Raw genomic sequence first — 16,845 nt, forward strand, 5'->3', positions numbered from 1 at the left:
ATGCCCCTTATCTCCCTCCGACAATTGCTGGACTACGCGGCCGAACACGGCTTCGGCGTTCCTGCGTTCAATATCTCGAACATGGAGCAGGGTCTGGCGATCATGAACGCGGCAAAAGTCTGCGACGCGCCCGTGATCCTCCAGGCCAGCCTGAATGTTCGCCGCAGCTATGCCGGCGACCGGATGATCGTGGCGATCGTCAATGCGCTGGCCGATATGTATCCCGAGAATCCGATCTGCCTGCATCAGGATCACGGCCATAACGAACAGGCCTGCGTCAGCGCCATCTCCGCCGGGTTCACCTCGGCGATGATGGACGGGTCGCTTATGAGCGATGGCAGGACGCCGGCCAGCTATGCCCACAACGTTGACATCACAGCCCGTGTCGCACGGATCGCCCATTGGACGGGAGCTTCGATTGAAGGCGAACTGGGCGTACTCGGCTCGCTGGAAACCGGCGAGGCGGGCGAAGAGGACGGCTCGGGGGCGGCGGGCAAGTTGGATTTCGACCAGCTTCTGACTGACCCTTGTCAGGCCGCGGAATTTGTTGCCGCAACCAAGGTCGATGCGCTGGCGATCGCCTGCGGGACATCGCACGGGGCATACAAGTTCAAGCGAGAGCCGGACGGCGACATCCTTGCCATCAGCCAGATCGAGGCGATCCACCACGGGGTGCCGAACACCCATCTGGTCATGCATGGCTCGAGCTCGGTACCCCAATATCTTCAAGACTTGATCAATGCCCATGGTGGCGAGATGCCGCAAACCTGGGGCGTGCCTGTGGAGGAGATCGAGCGCGGCATTCGCCACGGGGTGCGCAAGGTCAATATCGACACCGACTGCCGGATGGCTATGTCCGGCGCGATGCGGCGGTTCGCCTTGGAAAACCCCGCAAATTTCGACCCCCGCGCCTTTATCCTGGCCGGGATGGCGGAACTGGAAACACTTGTTCGAGATCGCTTCGAGCGGTTCGGAACCGCGGGACACGGATGCCGGATCAAGCCGATTCCGCTTGCCGACATGGCGCGGCGGTACGCCGAAGGCAGTCTCGATCCATGTCTGGAAGCCGCGTGAGCCGGGCCCTGTTCATAGGGCGTTCGGTGCTGGACGTCACCGCATTGGTCGAGGATTTTCCCGGTCCCGACGGAAAGGTCCGGGCCCTAGCCAATGACGTGATCCCGGGCGGGTCGGCTCTGAATGCGGCCGTGACCTTCGCACATCTTGGCGGAACGGCTTCTCTCGCCACGTCGCTCGGAGCCCCTGGGCCAATGAAGGAGCTCCTGTTGCAGGATCTGGGCGCGCGAAAGGTCGCGGTTCACGACATTTGCGATGATCCCGGCTACAAGCTTCCCCTGTCGACGGTCGTCTCAACCCGCAGCCTTGGCGCCAGGATGATCGTTAACGGCGCCGAAGAGGAATGCGAAACTGTACTGAGTCGACGCGACCTGATCGGGGAAGATGTCGATCTTATTCAGATCGACCAGTATGAACGGCACTTCGTGGCGGCGCACGAAGATGCGTTGCGCGCTTTTACCGGGCCCATCGTCCTTGACGGCGGAAGCTGGAAAGACTGGTCGGCTGATTTCCTGCGTCTGGCGGACATTCCGATCGTCAGCGAGGTGTTTTGCCCGGACGGTCCGCGCGCTTTCGCCAACATGTGCGCCGAACTCGGCATTTCCCGTTGGGCTATGACGCGCGGGCGGGCCGGTGTCATCTGGCACGATCAAGGCAGTGAAGGCGAGATACCCGCACCGGACGTGGAAACCGTCGATACCCTCGGCGCGGGCGATGTGTTTCATGGCGCCTTCTGCCACGCCTACCTGGCCTCGGGATCGTTTGTCGAGGCGCTTAACTCAGCAAACGAGATTGCCGGAACATCCTGCGCCCATGCCGGGACACGGAGTTGGATGGATGCCTGAACTTGTTTCCGACTATGCCGGCCTTCTGGGCACGATCACGGCGCGGATCGGCGTGGGACCGCAACCGCTCATTGTCGCCATTGCGGGGCCTCCGGCGACCGGAAAGTCGACGCTGGCGGAGCGGCTTACGGAGGATTTGCAGCTCGCGGGACAAACTGTTGCCTACTGCCCGATGGACGGGTTTCACAAAACCAACGCTCGGCTCGACGCCGAGGGACTGCGTGGTGTGAAGGGCCGCATCGACACATTCGACGGCGGCGCCTTTGTCGATGCCGTTGCGCGATTGTCGGGAGAAGACGCCTTCTGGTGGCCCCGATATTCGCGGCACAGGCACGATCCGGTCCCGGAAGGCACCCGGATCGACGGCAATGAAACCGTCTATATTGTCGAAGGCAACTATATCCTGAGCGACGAGGAGCCGTGGAAATCGGTCAGCGGCCGATTTGGCCTGCGCATCTTCATCGATGCGCCAGATGAGGTGCTCCTTCGGCGCCTCATGCACCGCCACCAGAGCGGCGGCAAGAGCGCGGCCGAAGCCAAGAGAAAGATCGAGCAAACCGATCTGGCGAATGCAGTGGCCATTCGCAGAACTGCGAACCATGCCGACCTGCTCTTTCAGGGTGGTGCCGATGGGTAGCGCCAGTCAATTCATTGCAAGTTGCAACCAATCTTCGCTATGTTTGGGCCAGTGCGAAGAAACTGGGGTCCAGACATGAAAATCGTTCAAAGAGGCCTGTCGATTGAGGGGGTTCAAAACCACAACCGGCGTGTCATTCTCGCGGCCCTGCAAGACATGGGGGCGTGCTCGCGAAAGGAAATCAGCGTCGCAACCGGCCTCGATCAGGCGACGGTCACCCGCGGGATCGCCCCACTCATCGATGATGGCATCGTCGAGGAAGTGGGGCTTGTTCGCGGCGGACGCGGGCGGCGGTCGATCAATCTGAGCTTCTCGGGCTCCGGCCGCTACATCCTTTGCCTGAGATTGCAGCGGCGCAGCTTTTCCGTCGCTGCGTTCAATCTGCGAGGCGATCTTCTGGATACAACCGAGTTCCCGATCGCGCGGGACAGTTCGGCAAGACGGACCTTTGGCGAGATTTCCGCCATCTTGGATAGCCATATCGCCAAACTGAAGCAGGTCGACGGCATCGGGGTTGCCGTTCCGGGTCCCTTTCTGGAGCGTGACGAGCGGGTCATCCTGATGACCGAAAGCCCGCAATGGCAAGGGTTCGACCTCGTTCCCGAGCTTCGCGCTCGCTACCCGGATGTCCCGGTTCACTCCGCCCACGACGCCAAGGCGGCCGCCTTGACCGAATGGCGCCACCGTGCCCGGGTGCTGGGAGCAAAGGTCATGCTGTATGTGTCGGCCGGTCAGGGAATCGGCTCCGCGCTGGTCGTGGATGGCCATGTTCACCGCGGCGCGCAGGGTCTGGCGGGCGAACTTGGCCATACCTCCATCAGCGTCGATGGCGACAGGTGCAAATGCGGAAATCGCGGCTGCCTTGAACTTTTTACCTCCCGCATTTCCCTGCTGCGCGCCATTCGCAAACGCGCGAGCGAAGCCGGCGGCACACAGTTGAGGTCAGACAGCGATTTTGTCGACGTGCTGAAAGCCTATACCGAAGGGGACGACCTTGCCAGCGAGGAGGTACACAGAGTCGCGCGCTATCTGGCGCAGGGGATCACAAACTGCATCAATTTCGTCAATCCCGATCTGGTGGTGATCGGCGATGAATATGCCGGGTTTGGCGAAAGATTCCTCGACGAGATCAAGACCCATGTGAAAAAGGCGGTCCTTCCCAGCATTTTTGATGCGGTGAACATCGAGTTGAGCCAGCACTGCGAAGACACCGTGTTGCGTGGGGCCTATCTGGACGTCCTCGCCCAGACATATCTTGGCTCGCCCCGGGTCGAGCCGGAAAGCCGCGTCGCCGAAGCAGCCGGATGAGACGGGAAGGAAACGCAAATGAACAACCATGACGCTTCCCCGCTCCTTTTGGTCGAACATGTCTCCAAATCCTTCGGCGGCGTGCAGGCGTTGCGCGACGGATCCTTCGATCTCAACCGCGGCGAGGTTCTGGCCATTGTCGGCGGTAACGGCGCCGGTAAATCGACGTTGATCAAGGTCGTGGCCGGGGCGCATGTTCCCGACGGCGGGCGCATCGTCATCAAGGGCAGGGAGGTGCTCCGCTCCGAGCACAGCGTCTCGCATATGCAGGCGCGCGGCATCGAAGTGGTTTATCAGGACCTCGCGCTGGTTCCCAACATGACGGCGCCCTACAACCTGTTCCTGGGGCGTATTCCGAAGAAGTGGGGCATCTTCGTGGATGAGCGGGCGATGCGCGAGAAGACCCGCGACGTTCTGGCGAAACTCAATGTCACCACCGTGCAGGACCTGTCCCAGCCGATTTCGTCGATGTCCGGCGGACAGCAGCAAAGCATCGCCATCGGGCGCGCCATCGCCTGGGGCAGCGACATCGTCATTCTGGACGAACCGACTGCAGCCCTCGGACCGAACGAGACCGCCGAGGTCGAGCGACTGGTTGAGGACGTGCGCGATCAGCACGGGACATCGTTCATCCTGATCAGTCACAACCTCGATCAGGTGCGGCGTCTTGCCGACAGAATATTGGTGACGCATCACGGCGTGACGTCGCGCGAATTCAAGCGCGACGAGATCACGTCGGATCGCCTCGTCAAGGCCATCACGCTTGGCGAATGAGGAAGACGACATGACCGATACAAGCGCCGCCCTTCCGCTTCTGACACCCAAGCGCGCAGAGTTGTTGCGCGATTACGTTCCGTTCATCGCCATTGCGCTGGTCATCCTGTTGTTCTGGGCGATTTCGGGCGATCGATTCATGTCGATGCGCAACTGGACGTTCATCGCGCAGCAGACGCCTGTCCTGATGCTGCTGGCCTTTGCGCAATTGATGATCGTGACAACCGGCTCGATCGACATTTCGATCGGATCGAGCCTGGCGTTCTCGTCCTTTCTCGGCGCGCTTGGAATGCTGTGGTTCGGAGATGCGGGGCTGATCGTGGGGATCTTCGCCGGCGGTCTGGTCGGGATGACGAACGGTCTGATCATATCGCTGCTGAAAATCCCGTCCTTCGTCACGACGCTGGCGGTGCTCATCATCGTGCGGGCCGTCGTGATCATCGTCTCGGACGGCACGGCGATCTATATTACCGATGACAGCGTATCCGGCGGCACCAACATATCGTCGGTCGCAGCTCCATGGCTGCTCTCGATGGGCAAGTTTCCCGCGATCTTCATTCTTGCGGCGATCGTCGCGCTTTTCATGTGGGCGTTCTACGAGAAAACCGTTTTCGGCCAGCAACTGCGCGCGGTCGGCGGCAACGAGAAAGTGCTGCGTCTTGTCGGCATCAACGTCACGACGTTCAAGATCAAGGTGTTTGCCGCCGCCGGGCTGATGGTCGGGCTCGCGGCGTGCGTCAATCTGGCGAGGGCGGGAGCCGCCACCCCGCAGGCCGGCCTGATGATCGAGCTTGACGCCATCGCCGCGGTGGCGCTCGGGGGAACGCCGCTTACCGGCGGCTATGGCAGCGTGGTCAAGACGATCATCGGGGCCCTCACCCTGACCATCGTCCGCAACGGACTAACGATTGCCGGCGTTCCGCCGTCCTGGAGCCAAGTCGCCCTCGGCGTTCTCTTAATCGCGGCCATCGCCATATCGCTGAACAGAAGCAAGGTGGACGTGGTGAAGTGACGGCGCCGAACAACGCGGCGATGTTGCCGGGATCGCTCGTTGCGATGCCCAAGCACCGGATGGCGAGAGCGTTGGCGCCTGAACCTGCTCGACATAAACTAGGAATGCTGTGCCGTTCATGGCGCCGTCGAGCACCATGGGCGCTGTCATGCCGGTCAGGCGCAAAGCGCCGGTGAATGTCGTCGTTTTCCAATGATCGTGAGGGATACCTGCCCGCAGCGCTCGCCTTTAGGGAATGGCCGCGAATGCGCGCCATCTTCGTGTTGAGCCCGTTCGACGGGCAATCGATTCACCGGATCGATTGCTTGTCAGTCTCACCATCAATGAAGACGAGCTTTTCCGGATCGAGATCAAGCTGCTCATCGAACCATTCCTGCCGCTGCTTCAGCAGGCCCGGACGTTCCTGCTCCAATGCATGTGTGGTCCTTTTTTGAATGTCCAACCGCGCGAGCGCAGCCAGGCGCTGAGCGCCGATCGTCCAATTTTCACGGCGCGCTCATCGGCGAGGCACACCACCATCTCGTCAAGCGTGGTGTCCTTGTGGTCCTCAATGATGGCGTCGATGAAGGCTTCGTGTGCCTCGAGGCGCGAGGCGCATCTTTCTCGTTTGCGCGGTTTCGTCTCGCCTTTGGCGGCGCGGTCGATCCAGCGGATTGCCATCGAAGCAGCGAAGCCAAATCGTTCGGCACATCTACGGGCAGGGAGCCCACCCTTCGAGGCTTGTAAAACGCGTTTACGCAAATCGTGGCTCAGTGCACGGCCCATCCAAATCACCCTCCATGGTTGGAGAATTTGGTTCAGAACCGTAACGTCATGTCACCCCAACAACGATTCAACCTGCGCCGGATATGCACTAATAACCAACACTACGCCAAGAGCAGCGTCAAACGCGCCGCCGAGTACAGCAAAAGTACAACTTTAGAATGTTGAAACTATTTACTTATTGACTTCTCGACGTTTTTCGCCACGTCCGTCCAATCGATCATGGGCGCAACGGCAAAGGCTGAAGAATGGATGGGCATCGCGCGTTTTGCGGGCTTTCGACATGGTACCGGACGACCGGCAAGGCTGGATATGTCCGCCCTATATCACGCCCCTTTGCGCGATGCACATACCAAGGTCTGTTTGCCAAGCCTTGCTCCTTGCACATCAACGAATATAGAACCCGCCGACAGGTTTTCCGTCCCACTGAATGCGCATCGACCGATTGGCATGAAGGTGGGATTTTGATGAAGGCTACCCTTGGCTACGGGGTTTCGAAGGGTTCGATATGAATACACGCAGTCTCTCCTTTATTGCTTTGTTCGCCGCCTTCATCGCGGTGCTCGGCCTTGTGCCGGCCGTTCAGATTCCGGTACTGGCGGTGCCGATCACCGCGCAAAGCTTCGGCGTCATGCTGGCCGGCGCGGTTCTCGGCGCCAAACGCGGCGCACTTGCCGTGCTGCTCTTTCTGGTTCTCGTGGCCATCGGCCTGCCGCTTCTGCCAGGTGGACGGGGCGGCCTGGGCGTCTTCATGGGTCCGTCCGCCGGCTTTCTCTTCTCCTGGCCGATCGGCGCTTGCATTGTCGGTTGGCTTGCCGAACGGTTCTGGAACCGAATGAATTTCGCCTGGATGATGTTGGCCTGCGTGGTCGGCGGCATCCTAGCCATCTATCCGCTCGGCATTCTCTGGCTGGCCTATGCGACGGATATTTCGGTGCTCAAGACCGCCATCGGATCGGCCGCCTACCTGCCGGGCGATTTCATCAAGGCTGCGATCGCATCGGCTGTCGCCCTGATGGTGCGCCGGTCCTACCCGCTCATCGAAACGCGCGGACGCGCCATTTCGTGAAACTCACCTTCACCGACGCCACGCTGGTGCGGAACGGCAAGACCGTTCTGCATCCGCTCGATCTGGAATTGACGGAGCGCCGGATCGGATTGATCGGCGCGAATGGCTCGGGCAAATCGACTCTCGCAAGGATGGCGGGCGGTCTGATCCGCCCGTCGGAGGGTGCGGTGACGGTGGCGGGATACGACACGGCGCGAGATGACAAAGCCGTCCGGCGGATAACCGGCTTCGTGTTTCAGAACCCGGACAGCCAGATCGTCTATCCGATCGTCGAGGAAGATCTCGCCTTCGGTCTTAAGGAACGCGGTTTTGCGAAGGCCGAGCATCGAAAGCGCATCGGCAATGTTCTGGACCGGCTTGGCATAACCGATCTGCGCGAGCGCCTGGCGCACGAACTGTCCGGCGGCGAACGCCAGTTGGTGGCGCTCGCTGGCGTTCTGGTGACCGAGCCGGAATTGCTGATCCTTGACGAGCCGACGACCCTTCTCGATCTGCGGCACAGCCGGCGCATCGCAAACCACATCGCCGCCCTGCCCCAAACAGTCATCTTCGTCACGCATCATCTGGATTTGCTGGTCGACTTCGACCGAGTTATCGTACTGGACGATGGCAGGATCATCGCCGACGGTGATCCTGCCAATGCCATCGCGGCCTATAAACGGGCGATGATATGATCAACGGGCTTTACCGTCCGGGCGCGAGCCCTATTCACCGCCTTCGCGCGGGAACGAAGCTGCTTCTGCTGGCGATCACCTGCACGATCGTCTTCTTCATGGAAGGCTGGGCCCTGGCGGTCGTGCCCGTGATAACCGTCGCGCTCTATGCGACGGCCCGTTTCGATGCGCAGACGCTTTACCGGCAACTTCGGCCGGCCCTGCCCTTCATTCTGCTGATCGCGATGTTTCAGGTCTTTGCAGCGAGCTGGGTGGAAGCCGTTGAGACCGTTCTGCGTTTCAGCGGCCTGATCCTTCTGGCCGCCCTTTTGTCGCTCACTACATCACCGGCCGCCCTGTCTGATGCGATGCTTTCGGCAATGAGGCCGTTCAAGCGGTTTGGCTTGCCGGCGGAGCAGATCGCCCTGGCCATGACGCTCGCGATCCGCTTCATCCCAGTCATATCGCAGGCCGGCGAGGACGTTCGCGAGGCGCAGCGGGCGCGCGGCGGGCGAAACCGTTTCTTCCGAAGCGCCGGGCCAACCATCATCCGCACACTGAAACTTGCCGACGAACTGGCGGAAGCCTTGGAGGCGCGCGGTCTCGGTCTTGGCGACGCCGAGGCCCCGCGCCGGCCCACATCCGCCTTCGAACCACGCCGATAGCAATATGGGCGGTTGTCAGGATGCGATCGCGAGCCATTTCGAATGCAACAGCAGGTGTTGACAGGACGATCATGACGACATTCGACAAGGACACCCTGGCCGAACTGGCGCCGAAAGGCCGCCTTCGTGCGGCCATCAATCTCGGTAACGCGGCTTTGGCACGCCGGGGCGATGGCGGCCAATTGGCGGGTATCTCCCCCGATTTGGCGCGCGAGCTGGCGCGGCAAACGGGTCTGGAGTTGGAGACGATCATCTATGAAGGCGCCGGCAAGACCTTCGCAGATGTCGACAGCGATGTTTGGGACGTCGCATTCCTAGCCGTGGACGAAACCCGTGCGCGCAAGGTGGATTATACCGCGCCCTACGTGGAGATCGAAGGTACCTACGCTGTTCCCGTCGATTCACCCTTTCAGGAAATGGATCAACTCGACGTGCCGCACGCCAAGATACTGGTGGCGCAGAACTCGGCCTACGACCTCTATCTGTCCACTGCGCTGAAGGCAGCGGAAATCGTTCGCGCCGAAACGCCAGGCGCTTCCCTGGACCAGTTCGATCGCGGCGGACACGACGCGGTGGCGGGCGTCCGGCAGACACTGGAAGCGCGCTATGCGAACCGCAACGACATCAACATCCTGCCGGGCAGCTTCATCTCGATCCATCAGGCAATGTGCGCTCCCAAAGGCCGCCCGCTCGCTTTGGCCGCACTATCTAGCTTCATCGAAGAGGCCAAGAGCAGTGGCTTCATCGCCGAGCGCCTGCGTGCAAATGGCGACGATACGGTGAAGATTGCACCGCCCACGGACTGAATGACGGACGATTCGGAGATAGAAAGACTGACTTGCTTCGTAGAATAGGAAAGACTTTCTCGAACGGCATCTGATGCTCCGGCTCGGCCTGACTAAGTAGACGCCGCAGAACGGAAAATAGTCTTCGCAGCGGAGCCTTCGGGGGACGCAAGGTGAACCAGCGCCCCGGTTGCCTTGGCTTTGAGAAGCGTTATGGTAACACAACTAATCCTTTTGATCGGGCTCGAACTACATGCGCGATCCATCAAAAAAATTATGGGAGAACGACGACATATGATCAACAAACGACTTCTTACCCTAGCCGCCGGCGCGGCTGCTCTCGCGTTCAGCGCAACAGGCGCTGCCGCTCAGGATTCCAGCTGCGGAAGTGTTTCGATGGCGGAATTCGACTGGCCCTCCGGTGAGTTGATGGCCAATGTCGACAAGATCATTCTGGAAGAGGGCTATGGCTGCGACGTGCAGCTCGTCACCGGCGGAACGACCACCATCTTCGCATCCATGAACGAGAAGGGCGAGCCGGAAGTGGCTGGCGAACTGTGGATCAACGCGGTTCGCGACCTTCTGGAAAAGGGTATCGAGGAAGGTGAACTGAAGATCGTCAATGACGGTCCGATCACCGATCTGGGCGAAGGCTGGTGGGTGACGCCGAAATTCGCCGAAGAGCATCCCGATCTCGACACGGTCGAGAAGATTCTGGAGCGGCCGGATCTCTTCCCCGACCAGGAAGACGAATCGAAGGGCGCATTCATCGGCTGTCCGGCCGGATGGGGTTGCCAGCTCATCAATGCCAATCTCTATCGTGCATTCGATATGGAAGAGAAGGGCTGGAAGCTGGTCGATCCGGGCTCGGCCGCGGGTCTGGACGGTTCGATGTCGAAAGCCAATGAGCGTGACGAACCCTGGTTCGGTTATTACTGGTCGCCGACCGCGATGATCGGCAAGTACAAGATGGTGCTGTTACCGTTCGAAGCCGAATATGCCGGCGATGAGAACTGGAACGGCTGCATCGCGCTTGCCGAGCAGGATTGCGAAGACCCGAAGAAGACCGCCTGGACCAAATCCGAGGTGCGGACCGTCATCACCGACGAATTCGCCGAAAAGTCCGGTCCGGCCCAGGAGTACCTCTCCAAACGTGTCTTCCCCGGCGAGATTATGAACGAGATGCTGGTCTACATGCAGGACGAGCAGGCCAGCGGCGAGGACGCCGCGTTCTACTTCCTGGAAACGCACAAGGATCTTTGGAACGAATGGGTTTCAGAGGACGTGGCGAAGAAGGTTCAGGAAAAGCTCTAAGGCTACGAATTTCAGGGAGTCGCCCGTCGGGCGGCTCCTTTTTTCTTCACCGGGACCGTTCGGCGGGGCAAGGGCAATAAGACAATGGGTGGGGTATAATGGAATTCCTAGACGAATTCCCGACGATGGGGCGTTCAGACCTTCGCGATCTGAAGAAATCGATCGATGGCGGTTTCCGCGAGTTCTCGCGCACCTATGGCGAGGGGCTGGAAAATTTCTTCGATCCGCTTCTGCACTTTCTCGTCTGGTTCGAAAGGCTCCTGGTCAATACGCCATGGCCCATTGTTTTGGGTGCGATTGCGGCTTTGGTTTGGTTCGGCGCGCGATCCGTCACCATGGTGATCGCCACGATCGTCTGTTTCATGGTGATCGGCTATCTGGACATGTGGGAAGACACGATGGCGACCCTGGCCATCGTCTCGGTCGCGACCATCATATGCATAGCCATCGGCCTACCGGTGGGCATTTTGATGGCCCGTTCCAACAAGTTTCAGGCGGCGATCACACCCGTGCTGGATGTGATGCAGACCATTCCAAGTTTCGTTTACCTCATCCCGGTCGTCATGCTTCTGGGAATCGGCAAGGTTCCGGGTCTCATTGCCGTCTGCATCTACGCCCTGCCCCCGATGGCGCGTCTGACCAATCTAGGCATTCGGCTGGTCGACAAGGAAGTGTTGGAAGCCGCGACGGCCTTCGGCGCGGATTACAAGCAGAAGCTGTTCGGCGTTCAGATTCCGCTGGCGCTGCCGACCATCTTCGCCGGCGTGAACCAGACGATCATGATGGCACTATCCATGGTGGTCATCGCTTCTCTGATCGGCGTGGCGGGCCTTGGTGTGCCGGTTCTTAGGGCGGTCTCCAACCAGTATCTGGCGCTCGGTCTGATGAACGGGCTGGCCATCGTAGCGCTTGCGATCATTTTCGACCGTGTCTCGCAGCGCTTCGGTCGCCGAATGCAGAGCCATCGTGAAGAGGGAGCTGGCCATTGAACAAGGCTAACACTATCGCGCCTGCCTCCACGGGAGGCGAGGTCAAAGTCTCGATCCGCAATCTGTACAAGATCTTCGGCGATAACCCGCAAGCTCATATTGACAATGTCCGCAACGGCATGGGCAAGACGGAACTGCTGGAAAAGCATGCCCATGTTCTTGGTCTTCAGGACATCAATGTCGATATTCCCGCACGCAAGTTGCAGGTCATTATGGGCCTGTCGGGGTCGGGAAAATCGACCCTGATCCGTCATATCAACCGACTGATCGATCCGACGGCAGGAGAAGTCATCGTCGATGGCGAGAACGTTCTGGAGTTCGATCAGAAACGGCTGATGGACTTCCGGCGCCACAAAACATCGATGGTTTTTCAGCGCTTTGGCCTTTTTCCCCACAGAACGGTCGAGGAAAATGTCGCCTACGGGCTGACGGTTCAGGGCATCAACAAGAAGAAAGCGACCGAGGCGAGCCGCCGCTGGACTGAAAAGGTCGGCCTTGCCGGTTATGAAGACAGCTATCCGAACCAGCTATCCGGCGGCATGCAGCAGCGCGTCGGGCTGGCGCGGGCACTCGCGACGGATGCCGAAATTCTCCTGATGGATGAAGCCTTCTCGGCGCTCGATCCGCTGATCCGCACCGACATGCAGAACCTTCTTCTGGAACTGCAGACGGATCTGAACAAGACCATCATCTTCATCACGCACGACCTGGACGAAGCGCTGAAGCTGGCGGACCGCTTGGTTATTCTGAAAGATGGCGCAGTGATTCAGCAGGGCGAGCCGCAGCATATCCTGCTTCATCCGAACGATCCCTATATTGAAGACTTCGTCGCCGACATCAATCGCGCGCGCGTCCTGCGGGTCCGCTCGGTGATGGAACCTTTGGAAGGTCCGGCCACAGCCGAACAGGCGGCCCAGATCGAGGCGAAGGATCACCTCATCGACCATGACGATACGCTGGAAGAAGTGATCGCCCGGTCGCGCGGCGAGGTAGATCGCGATTATCTCGTTCTCAAGAACGGGCAACTGGTCGGCAATCTTCATATGGAAGATGTCGTGCGGGCACTGGTGCCACGCATTCCGGAAAACGAAGATGATGAGGAGGTGAAGAAAACGGAAGCCGCCTGACGCGCAACGGCTTTCCTTTTCTCACTTTGCTAGATTTCCCATCATTTCGATCTGACCGAGCAGCCGCGCCGCAAGCAGAAGGGCGCGGCCGCTTGCCAGGCACATGGTCGGCAATACCATCCATTCCAGCGTCCAGGCTGCGCCGCTGCGTTCCTGCTCGTGGATTTGCGACGTGTGCAGCAGGCCCAATTGCGCGGTGTTGTAGCGGGCCAGCGAAACCAGCACTTCGGCTGCGACCGGGTTCGATTTGTGCGGCATGGCCGATGAGCCGCCAGTACCACGCAGTTTGATCTCGTCGATGCCGTTCTGCGCCATCAGCGCCACGTCCTGCCCGAACTTACCGAGGGCGCTGGACAGGCGGCTGAGTACCTCCCCCTGCGCCATGATGGGCCGCCGATCGGTATGCCAGGCATGGCCCGGATCGATCAGGCCCAGCCGTTCCGCCATCTTCTCGGCGACGCCGTCAGTCCGGCCTTCAAATCCCCGCCTGTCGCCAACAGGCCCGCCCAGTTGCAGCCATTCGATCTGCGATGACATGTGCGGCCAGTCGTCCAGGAGAGCCTGCAATGGACGCCGCCAGTTGCCGATGCGATGAGAGACGGAAATCGGCAGCGCCGCCTGCATTCGGGTTCGCCCCATGATCGTGCGATCGCCGAAACGGGCCGCCAGACGATCGAACTGGCCGAGCAGGTTCTGAAGCCGGGTTTCTAAAACCGCGTTCACATCGCGCAAGCAGAGAATCAGTGCCGTATCCATGACGTCCTGGCTCGTCGCGCCTGAATGAACGGCATCGGCTGCTTCCCCGTTCAGTCCCTGCTTCAATCGCTCGATATAGCCGGGGATCGGAACGCCATCCCGCCCCGTCTGTCGCGCGAGAAGCTCGGTATCAGGGACGAAACTGGCAAGATGGCTGAGCGCCTCGCTTGCCTCTTTTTCCGCGGTCATACCGAGATCGCGCTTGGCCTCCACCAGAGCGGTTTCGAATTGACGGTAATGGGCAAGAATGGCGATATCGCATAGCAGCGCCTGCAGTTCTCCGTCGCCAAGCAGATCGGCGAAGAGCGCCGAGGACTGAACCGTCCCACCGATTCCATCAAAGAGCGGGCCTGTCTCAATATCCATTGAAGGTCTCTTTCAAAAACAGGACGACGCGCGCGTCTCGGAGCCACTACAACTTTTCGAAATCCGTCAGATATCGAAGAAGATCGTTTCCTTGTGGCCCTGAATGCGGATGTCGAAGCGATAGCCCGCCCTATCCTGCTCCGCAATCAGTGTCGGTACGCGGTTCTGGTGTTCGATCCGGCTGAGAATCGGGTCCTCCTTGTTGGCCGCCTCCTCATCCGAAAAATACATACGCGTCTGCAGACCGATATTGATCCCCCGCGCCACGATCCAGAAGGTGATGTGCGGTGCCTGATCCTTACCGGTCGGATGCGGAACGCGGCCCGGTTTGATCGTCTCGAAGGAAAAGGAACCATCCGCCATATCGACGGGAATGCGGCCCCAACCGCTACATTTCGGATCGGCCCTGCCGCGTGTCTCGCTGGGCGAATTGTAGAGCCCATCGGCATCGGCTTGCCAGATTTCGATCAAAGCGTCCTTCAATGGCGTGCCGGTGCCGTCCATAACCTTTCCGGAGACGACGATCCGCTCGCCCTTCACCCCGTCCTCGATGACTCTCTTCCCAAGGTCTTCAGCGTAAACACCCGATATACCGGCGAAATTCGGCGTCAGACCAATATGGACATAGGGACCAGCGGTTTGCGACGACGTTTCCTTCAGATCATCGAGCCGTTGCACCATCAGTTTCCCTCCAGCCGGTTTTCGAACAGGGTCGAACGGCGTCCACGAAGAACGATATCGAATTTGTAGGCGCGGGCATCCATCGGAATCGTATGGTTCATGTCGAGCGGCGCGATCAGCCGCCTGATCGCCGCTTCGTCGGGAATGGTTCGGACGATCGGACAGCGCGGAATGAGCGGGTCGCCCTCGAAATACATCTGCGTGATCAGCCTTTGCGCAAAGCCGTGGCCGAAGATCGAGAAGTGAATATGCGCCGGCCGCCATTCATTCGGCCCATTCGGCCAAGGATAAGGGCCTGGCTGTATGGTCCGGAAACAGTAATGGCCCTCATCGTCGGTGATGACGCGCCCGCAACCGCCGAAATTGGGATCGAGTGGCGCAAGATAGGATTCCTTCCTGTGTCGGTATCGACCGCCGGCATTGGCCTGCCAGACCTCGATCAGCGCGCCGGGAACAGGCCGGCGCCTTTCGTCCAGCAAACGGCCATGCACGACGATGCGCGGGCCGATTGCGCTTTCGCCGGGTGCGGCGAAATTGAGGATCAGATCATTGTCGAGATCGCCGAGAAGGTCGTGGCCGAAGACCGGTCCCGTCATCTCCGACAGCGTCGTGCCGAGCGATAGTTTGGCGTGTTTCGGCGAACGGGCGACCGACGTCTTGTAGGAGGGCGTCAGAGCGGGCGGATGAACGGTACTGTCGCGCGCGAAAAAGGCTCCGCTCTCCGGTCTGCTGTCGTCCGCGGCCATCACACCGTCTCCCATTCGCCCAGATCGACCCCGATCGACCGATAATGCGCCTTCGCCAGTTTGAAACCGTGATTGGCGGCAGGAACACCGGCATAAATTGCGACATGCAGCAGCACTTCGCGAACGTCCTCCGGCTGCGCTCCAGTGTTGGCCGTCGCCTTCAGATGCATCTCGAATTCGTCCCAGTGGCCGCCTGCGGCCAGAAGAGCCAGTGTCAGCATGGACCGTTCGCGCTTGGTGATCGCATCGGACGACCAGACGCGGCTCCAGGCGGAGTCGACGATCATGTCCTGGAAGGGCGCGTCGAAACCCGTCCGAGACTGTTCGGCGCGGTCGACATGATCGTCGCCCAGAACGCTGCGCCGGGTTGCCATGCCTTCCTCCTGCCGTTTGGCAGGCGGCGTGTCCGGCTGGCGGTTGGAAACGGTCATGGGGCCTCGTTCTCCACCGTTTTCAGAAAGGAGCGAATATGGCGCACCACCGCGTCAGGCTGTTCGATGTTCGGCAGATGGCCGGCATTGGCGATGATCTCGAACCGGCTGCCTTCGATCAGATCGGCTGTGGAGCGCACCAGATCGGGCGGCGTGGAGCCGTCCCGTTCACCGACGAGCAGAAGCGTGGGCACTTTGATCGATCGCGCGGTTGCGGTGAAATCACTATCGCGCAGTGCTTCGCATGTACCGGCGTAACCAGCGACAGGCGTCCGCTCCAGCATGGCACGATAGAGCGGGAAATTCGGATCGTTCGCGCGGAAGTCGTCCGTGAACCAGCGTTCCAGAATGCTGTTGGATATGGAAGCGATACCGTCACCACGCACCCCTGCGATCCGGTCGTTCCACATATCGGTCGAGCCGATCTTGTGCGCGGTATCCATCAGGATCAGCCCGTCGACAAGATCGGGCCGTTTGCCGTAGACACCCTGCGCGATCTGCCCGCCGACCGATAGCCCGCACAGAACTGCTTGGCCGCAATCCAGATGTTCGATCAGTCCGATGAGATCGTCGATATGATCGTCCATGGTCAGGGAACTATCAGGCAGGCTCGAAAGCCCGTGGCCGCGTTTGTCGTAGAGAACGAGGCGGTACCTGTCCGACAGAAGGTCTATGACCGCGTTCCAGATGCGAAAATCGGTGCCGAGCGAGTTGGAAAAAACGATCGTGGGGTTGGATGCGCTGCCCTCTACATCGTAATGGAGCGTCATGCCGTTGATCGCAGCCGATTGCATGTCATCGCTCCCGTTCTTCGCTATGACCGCCATTATCACGTGGCAGTTGCAATGCCC

18 protein-coding genes and 1 pseudogene are annotated in these 16,845 nt (G+C 60.1%); 13 read left to right on the top strand and 6 right to left on the bottom strand.

The features are described 5' to 3' along the window. From fba to B7H23_RS09220, 6 genes are all read left to right on the top strand, one after another. Nucleotides 1-1,074 carry a class II fructose-bisphosphate aldolase gene (fba, locus tag B7H23_RS09195; RefSeq protein WP_094077141.1) on the top strand — a complete coding sequence of 358 codons (1,074 nt, stop codon included), beginning with the start codon at nt 1-3 and terminating at the stop codon, nt 1,072-1,074. Further along, nucleotides 1,071-1,919, top strand: coding sequence for a PfkB family carbohydrate kinase (locus B7H23_RS09200; RefSeq protein WP_094077694.1), 849 nt, complete (start codon nt 1,071-1,073; stop codon nt 1,917-1,919). The genes fba and B7H23_RS09200 overlap by 4 nt, the downstream gene beginning before the upstream one ends. Then, nucleotides 1,912-2,556, top strand: a complete 645-nt coding sequence (locus B7H23_RS09205) for a nucleoside/nucleotide kinase family protein (RefSeq protein ID WP_158215800.1) — start codon at nt 1,912-1,914, stop codon at nt 2,554-2,556. The genes B7H23_RS09200 and B7H23_RS09205 overlap by 8 nt, the downstream gene beginning before the upstream one ends. 156 nt (nt 2,557-2,712) lie before the next feature. Next, nucleotides 2,713-3,864 (top strand): ROK family protein, encoded by a 1,152-nt coding sequence (locus B7H23_RS09210; protein ID WP_240535086.1) that lies wholly within the window; start codon nt 2,713-2,715, stop codon nt 3,862-3,864. 18 nt (nt 3,865-3,882) lie between these two features. Next, the gene (locus B7H23_RS09215; protein ID WP_094077144.1) at nt 3,883-4,638 is read left to right on the top strand and encodes an ATP-binding cassette domain-containing protein; all 756 of its coding nucleotides are present in this window, start codon (nt 3,883-3,885) and stop codon (nt 4,636-4,638) included. A gap of 10 nt (nt 4,639-4,648) precedes the next feature. Continuing rightward, nucleotides 4,649-5,650 (top strand): ABC transporter permease, encoded by a 1,002-nt coding sequence (locus B7H23_RS09220; protein ID WP_094077145.1) that lies wholly within the window; start codon nt 4,649-4,651, stop codon nt 5,648-5,650. Between the two features lie 66 nt (nt 5,651-5,716). On the opposite strand, the pseudogene B7H23_RS16235 reads toward B7H23_RS09220, so the two are convergent. After that, a pseudogene (locus B7H23_RS16235) lies at nt 5,717-6,415 on the bottom strand (transposase); the annotation flags it as partial. Nucleotides 6,416-6,920: 505 nt separating this feature from the next. Between B7H23_RS16235 and B7H23_RS09230 the strand changes: the two are divergent. The 7 genes from B7H23_RS09230 to B7H23_RS09260 all read left to right on the top strand — a co-directional run bounded on the left by B7H23_RS09230 (nt 6,921) and on the right by B7H23_RS09260 (nt 13,014). Then, nucleotides 6,921-7,481, top strand: a complete 561-nt coding sequence (locus tag B7H23_RS09230; protein WP_094077147.1) for a biotin transporter BioY — start codon at nt 6,921-6,923, stop codon at nt 7,479-7,481. Then, nucleotides 7,478-8,155: an energy-coupling factor ABC transporter ATP-binding protein gene (locus B7H23_RS09235; protein ID WP_094077148.1), complete on the top strand. Its 678-nt coding sequence runs from the start codon at nt 7,478-7,480 to the stop codon at nt 8,153-8,155. The genes B7H23_RS09230 and B7H23_RS09235 overlap by 4 nt, the downstream gene beginning before the upstream one ends. Beyond that, entirely contained in the window at nt 8,152-8,799 is a 648-nt protein-coding gene (locus B7H23_RS09240; protein ID WP_094077149.1) for an energy-coupling factor transporter transmembrane component T family protein, read from the top strand. The genes B7H23_RS09235 and B7H23_RS09240 overlap by 4 nt, the downstream gene beginning before the upstream one ends. Before the next feature lie 71 nt (nt 8,800-8,870). Continuing rightward, the gene (locus B7H23_RS09245) at nt 8,871-9,605 is read left to right on the top strand and encodes a transporter substrate-binding domain-containing protein (RefSeq protein ID WP_158215801.1); all 735 of its coding nucleotides are present in this window, start codon (nt 8,871-8,873) and stop codon (nt 9,603-9,605) included. Nucleotides 9,606-9,878: 273 nt separating this feature from the next. Continuing rightward, nucleotides 9,879-10,898, top strand: a complete 1,020-nt coding sequence (locus tag B7H23_RS09250; protein WP_094077151.1) for an ABC transporter substrate-binding protein — start codon at nt 9,879-9,881, stop codon at nt 10,896-10,898. Between the two features lie 98 nt (nt 10,899-10,996). Further along, on the top strand, nt 10,997-11,887 hold the full coding sequence (locus B7H23_RS09255) for an ABC transporter permease (protein WP_094077152.1): 891 nt from the start codon (nt 10,997-10,999) through the stop codon (nt 11,885-11,887). Then, nucleotides 11,884-13,014, top strand: coding sequence for a quaternary amine ABC transporter ATP-binding protein (locus B7H23_RS09260; RefSeq protein WP_240535042.1), 1,131 nt, complete (start codon nt 11,884-11,886; stop codon nt 13,012-13,014). Before B7H23_RS09255 ends, B7H23_RS09260 begins: the two co-directional genes overlap by 4 nt. A 21-nt stretch (nt 13,015-13,035) precedes the next feature. Here the strand turns inward: B7H23_RS09260 and B7H23_RS09265 are convergent, their stop codons facing one another. From B7H23_RS09265 to pcaD, 5 genes are all read right to left on the bottom strand, one after another. Next, nucleotides 13,036-14,136: a 3-carboxy-cis,cis-muconate cycloisomerase gene (locus B7H23_RS09265; protein ID WP_094077153.1), complete on the bottom strand. Its 1,101-nt coding sequence runs from the start codon at nt 14,134-14,136 to the stop codon at nt 13,036-13,038. Between the two features lie 66 nt (nt 14,137-14,202). Further along, the gene (gene pcaG, locus B7H23_RS09270; protein WP_094077154.1) at nt 14,203-14,817 is read right to left on the bottom strand and encodes a protocatechuate 3,4-dioxygenase subunit alpha; all 615 of its coding nucleotides are present in this window, start codon (nt 14,815-14,817) and stop codon (nt 14,203-14,205) included. After that, nucleotides 14,817-15,563, bottom strand: coding sequence for a protocatechuate 3,4-dioxygenase subunit beta (pcaH, locus tag B7H23_RS09275; protein ID WP_094077155.1), 747 nt, complete (start codon nt 15,561-15,563; stop codon nt 14,817-14,819). The genes pcaG and pcaH overlap by 1 nt, the downstream gene beginning before the upstream one ends. Beyond that, on the bottom strand, nt 15,563-15,994 hold the full coding sequence (gene pcaC, locus B7H23_RS09280) for a 4-carboxymuconolactone decarboxylase (protein WP_094077156.1): 432 nt from the start codon (nt 15,992-15,994) through the stop codon (nt 15,563-15,565). Before pcaC ends, pcaH begins: the two co-directional genes overlap by 1 nt. After that, a complete protein-coding gene (gene pcaD / locus B7H23_RS09285; protein WP_094077157.1) occupies nt 15,991-16,788 on the bottom strand; it encodes a 3-oxoadipate enol-lactonase in 798 nt (265 codons plus the stop codon). The genes pcaC and pcaD overlap by 4 nt, the downstream gene beginning before the upstream one ends. Nucleotides 16,789-16,845 lie beyond the last annotated feature (57 nt).

It is taken from the genome of Notoacmeibacter marinus (assembly GCF_002238045.1).
Taxonomy (GTDB): Bacteria; Pseudomonadota; Alphaproteobacteria; order Rhizobiales; family Rhizobiaceae; genus Notoacmeibacter; species Notoacmeibacter marinus.

Excerpts from the sequence above, each read along its gene's own strand:
- fba (WP_094077141.1), top strand. The coding sequence starts at position 1 with ATGCCCCTTATCTCCCTCCGACAATTGCTGGACTACGCGGCCGAACAC.
- B7H23_RS09205 (WP_158215800.1), top strand. The coding sequence starts at position 1,912 with ATGCCTGAACTTGTTTCCGACTATGCCGGCCTTCTGGGCACGATCACG.
- B7H23_RS09210 (WP_240535086.1), top strand. The coding sequence starts at position 2,713 with ATGGGGGCGTGCTCGCGAAAGGAAATCAGCGTCGCAACCGGCCTCGAT.
- B7H23_RS09215 (WP_094077144.1), top strand. The coding sequence starts at position 3,883 with ATGAACAACCATGACGCTTCCCCGCTCCTTTTGGTCGAACATGTCTCC.
- B7H23_RS09220 (WP_094077145.1), top strand. The coding sequence starts at position 4,649 with ATGACCGATACAAGCGCCGCCCTTCCGCTTCTGACACCCAAGCGCGCA.
- B7H23_RS09230 (WP_094077147.1), top strand. The coding sequence starts at position 6,921 with ATGAATACACGCAGTCTCTCCTTTATTGCTTTGTTCGCCGCCTTCATC.
- B7H23_RS09240 (WP_094077149.1), top strand. The coding sequence starts at position 8,152 with ATGATCAACGGGCTTTACCGTCCGGGCGCGAGCCCTATTCACCGCCTT.
- B7H23_RS09245 (WP_158215801.1), top strand. The coding sequence starts at position 8,871 with ATGACGACATTCGACAAGGACACCCTGGCCGAACTGGCGCCGAAAGGC.
- B7H23_RS09250 (WP_094077151.1), top strand. The coding sequence starts at position 9,879 with ATGATCAACAAACGACTTCTTACCCTAGCCGCCGGCGCGGCTGCTCTC.
- B7H23_RS09255 (WP_094077152.1), top strand. The coding sequence starts at position 10,997 with ATGGAATTCCTAGACGAATTCCCGACGATGGGGCGTTCAGACCTTCGC.
- B7H23_RS09265 (WP_094077153.1), bottom strand. The coding sequence starts at position 14,136 with ATGGATATTGAGACAGGCCCGCTCTTTGATGGAATCGGTGGGACGGTT.
- pcaG (WP_094077154.1), bottom strand. The coding sequence starts at position 14,817 with ATGGTGCAACGGCTCGATGATCTGAAGGAAACGTCGTCGCAAACCGCT.
- pcaH (WP_094077155.1), bottom strand. The coding sequence starts at position 15,563 with ATGGCCGCGGACGACAGCAGACCGGAGAGCGGAGCCTTTTTCGCGCGC.
- pcaC (WP_094077156.1), bottom strand. The coding sequence starts at position 15,994 with ATGACCGTTTCCAACCGCCAGCCGGACACGCCGCCTGCCAAACGGCAG.
- pcaD (WP_094077157.1), bottom strand. The coding sequence starts at position 16,788 with ATGCAATCGGCTGCGATCAACGGCATGACGCTCCATTACGATGTAGAG.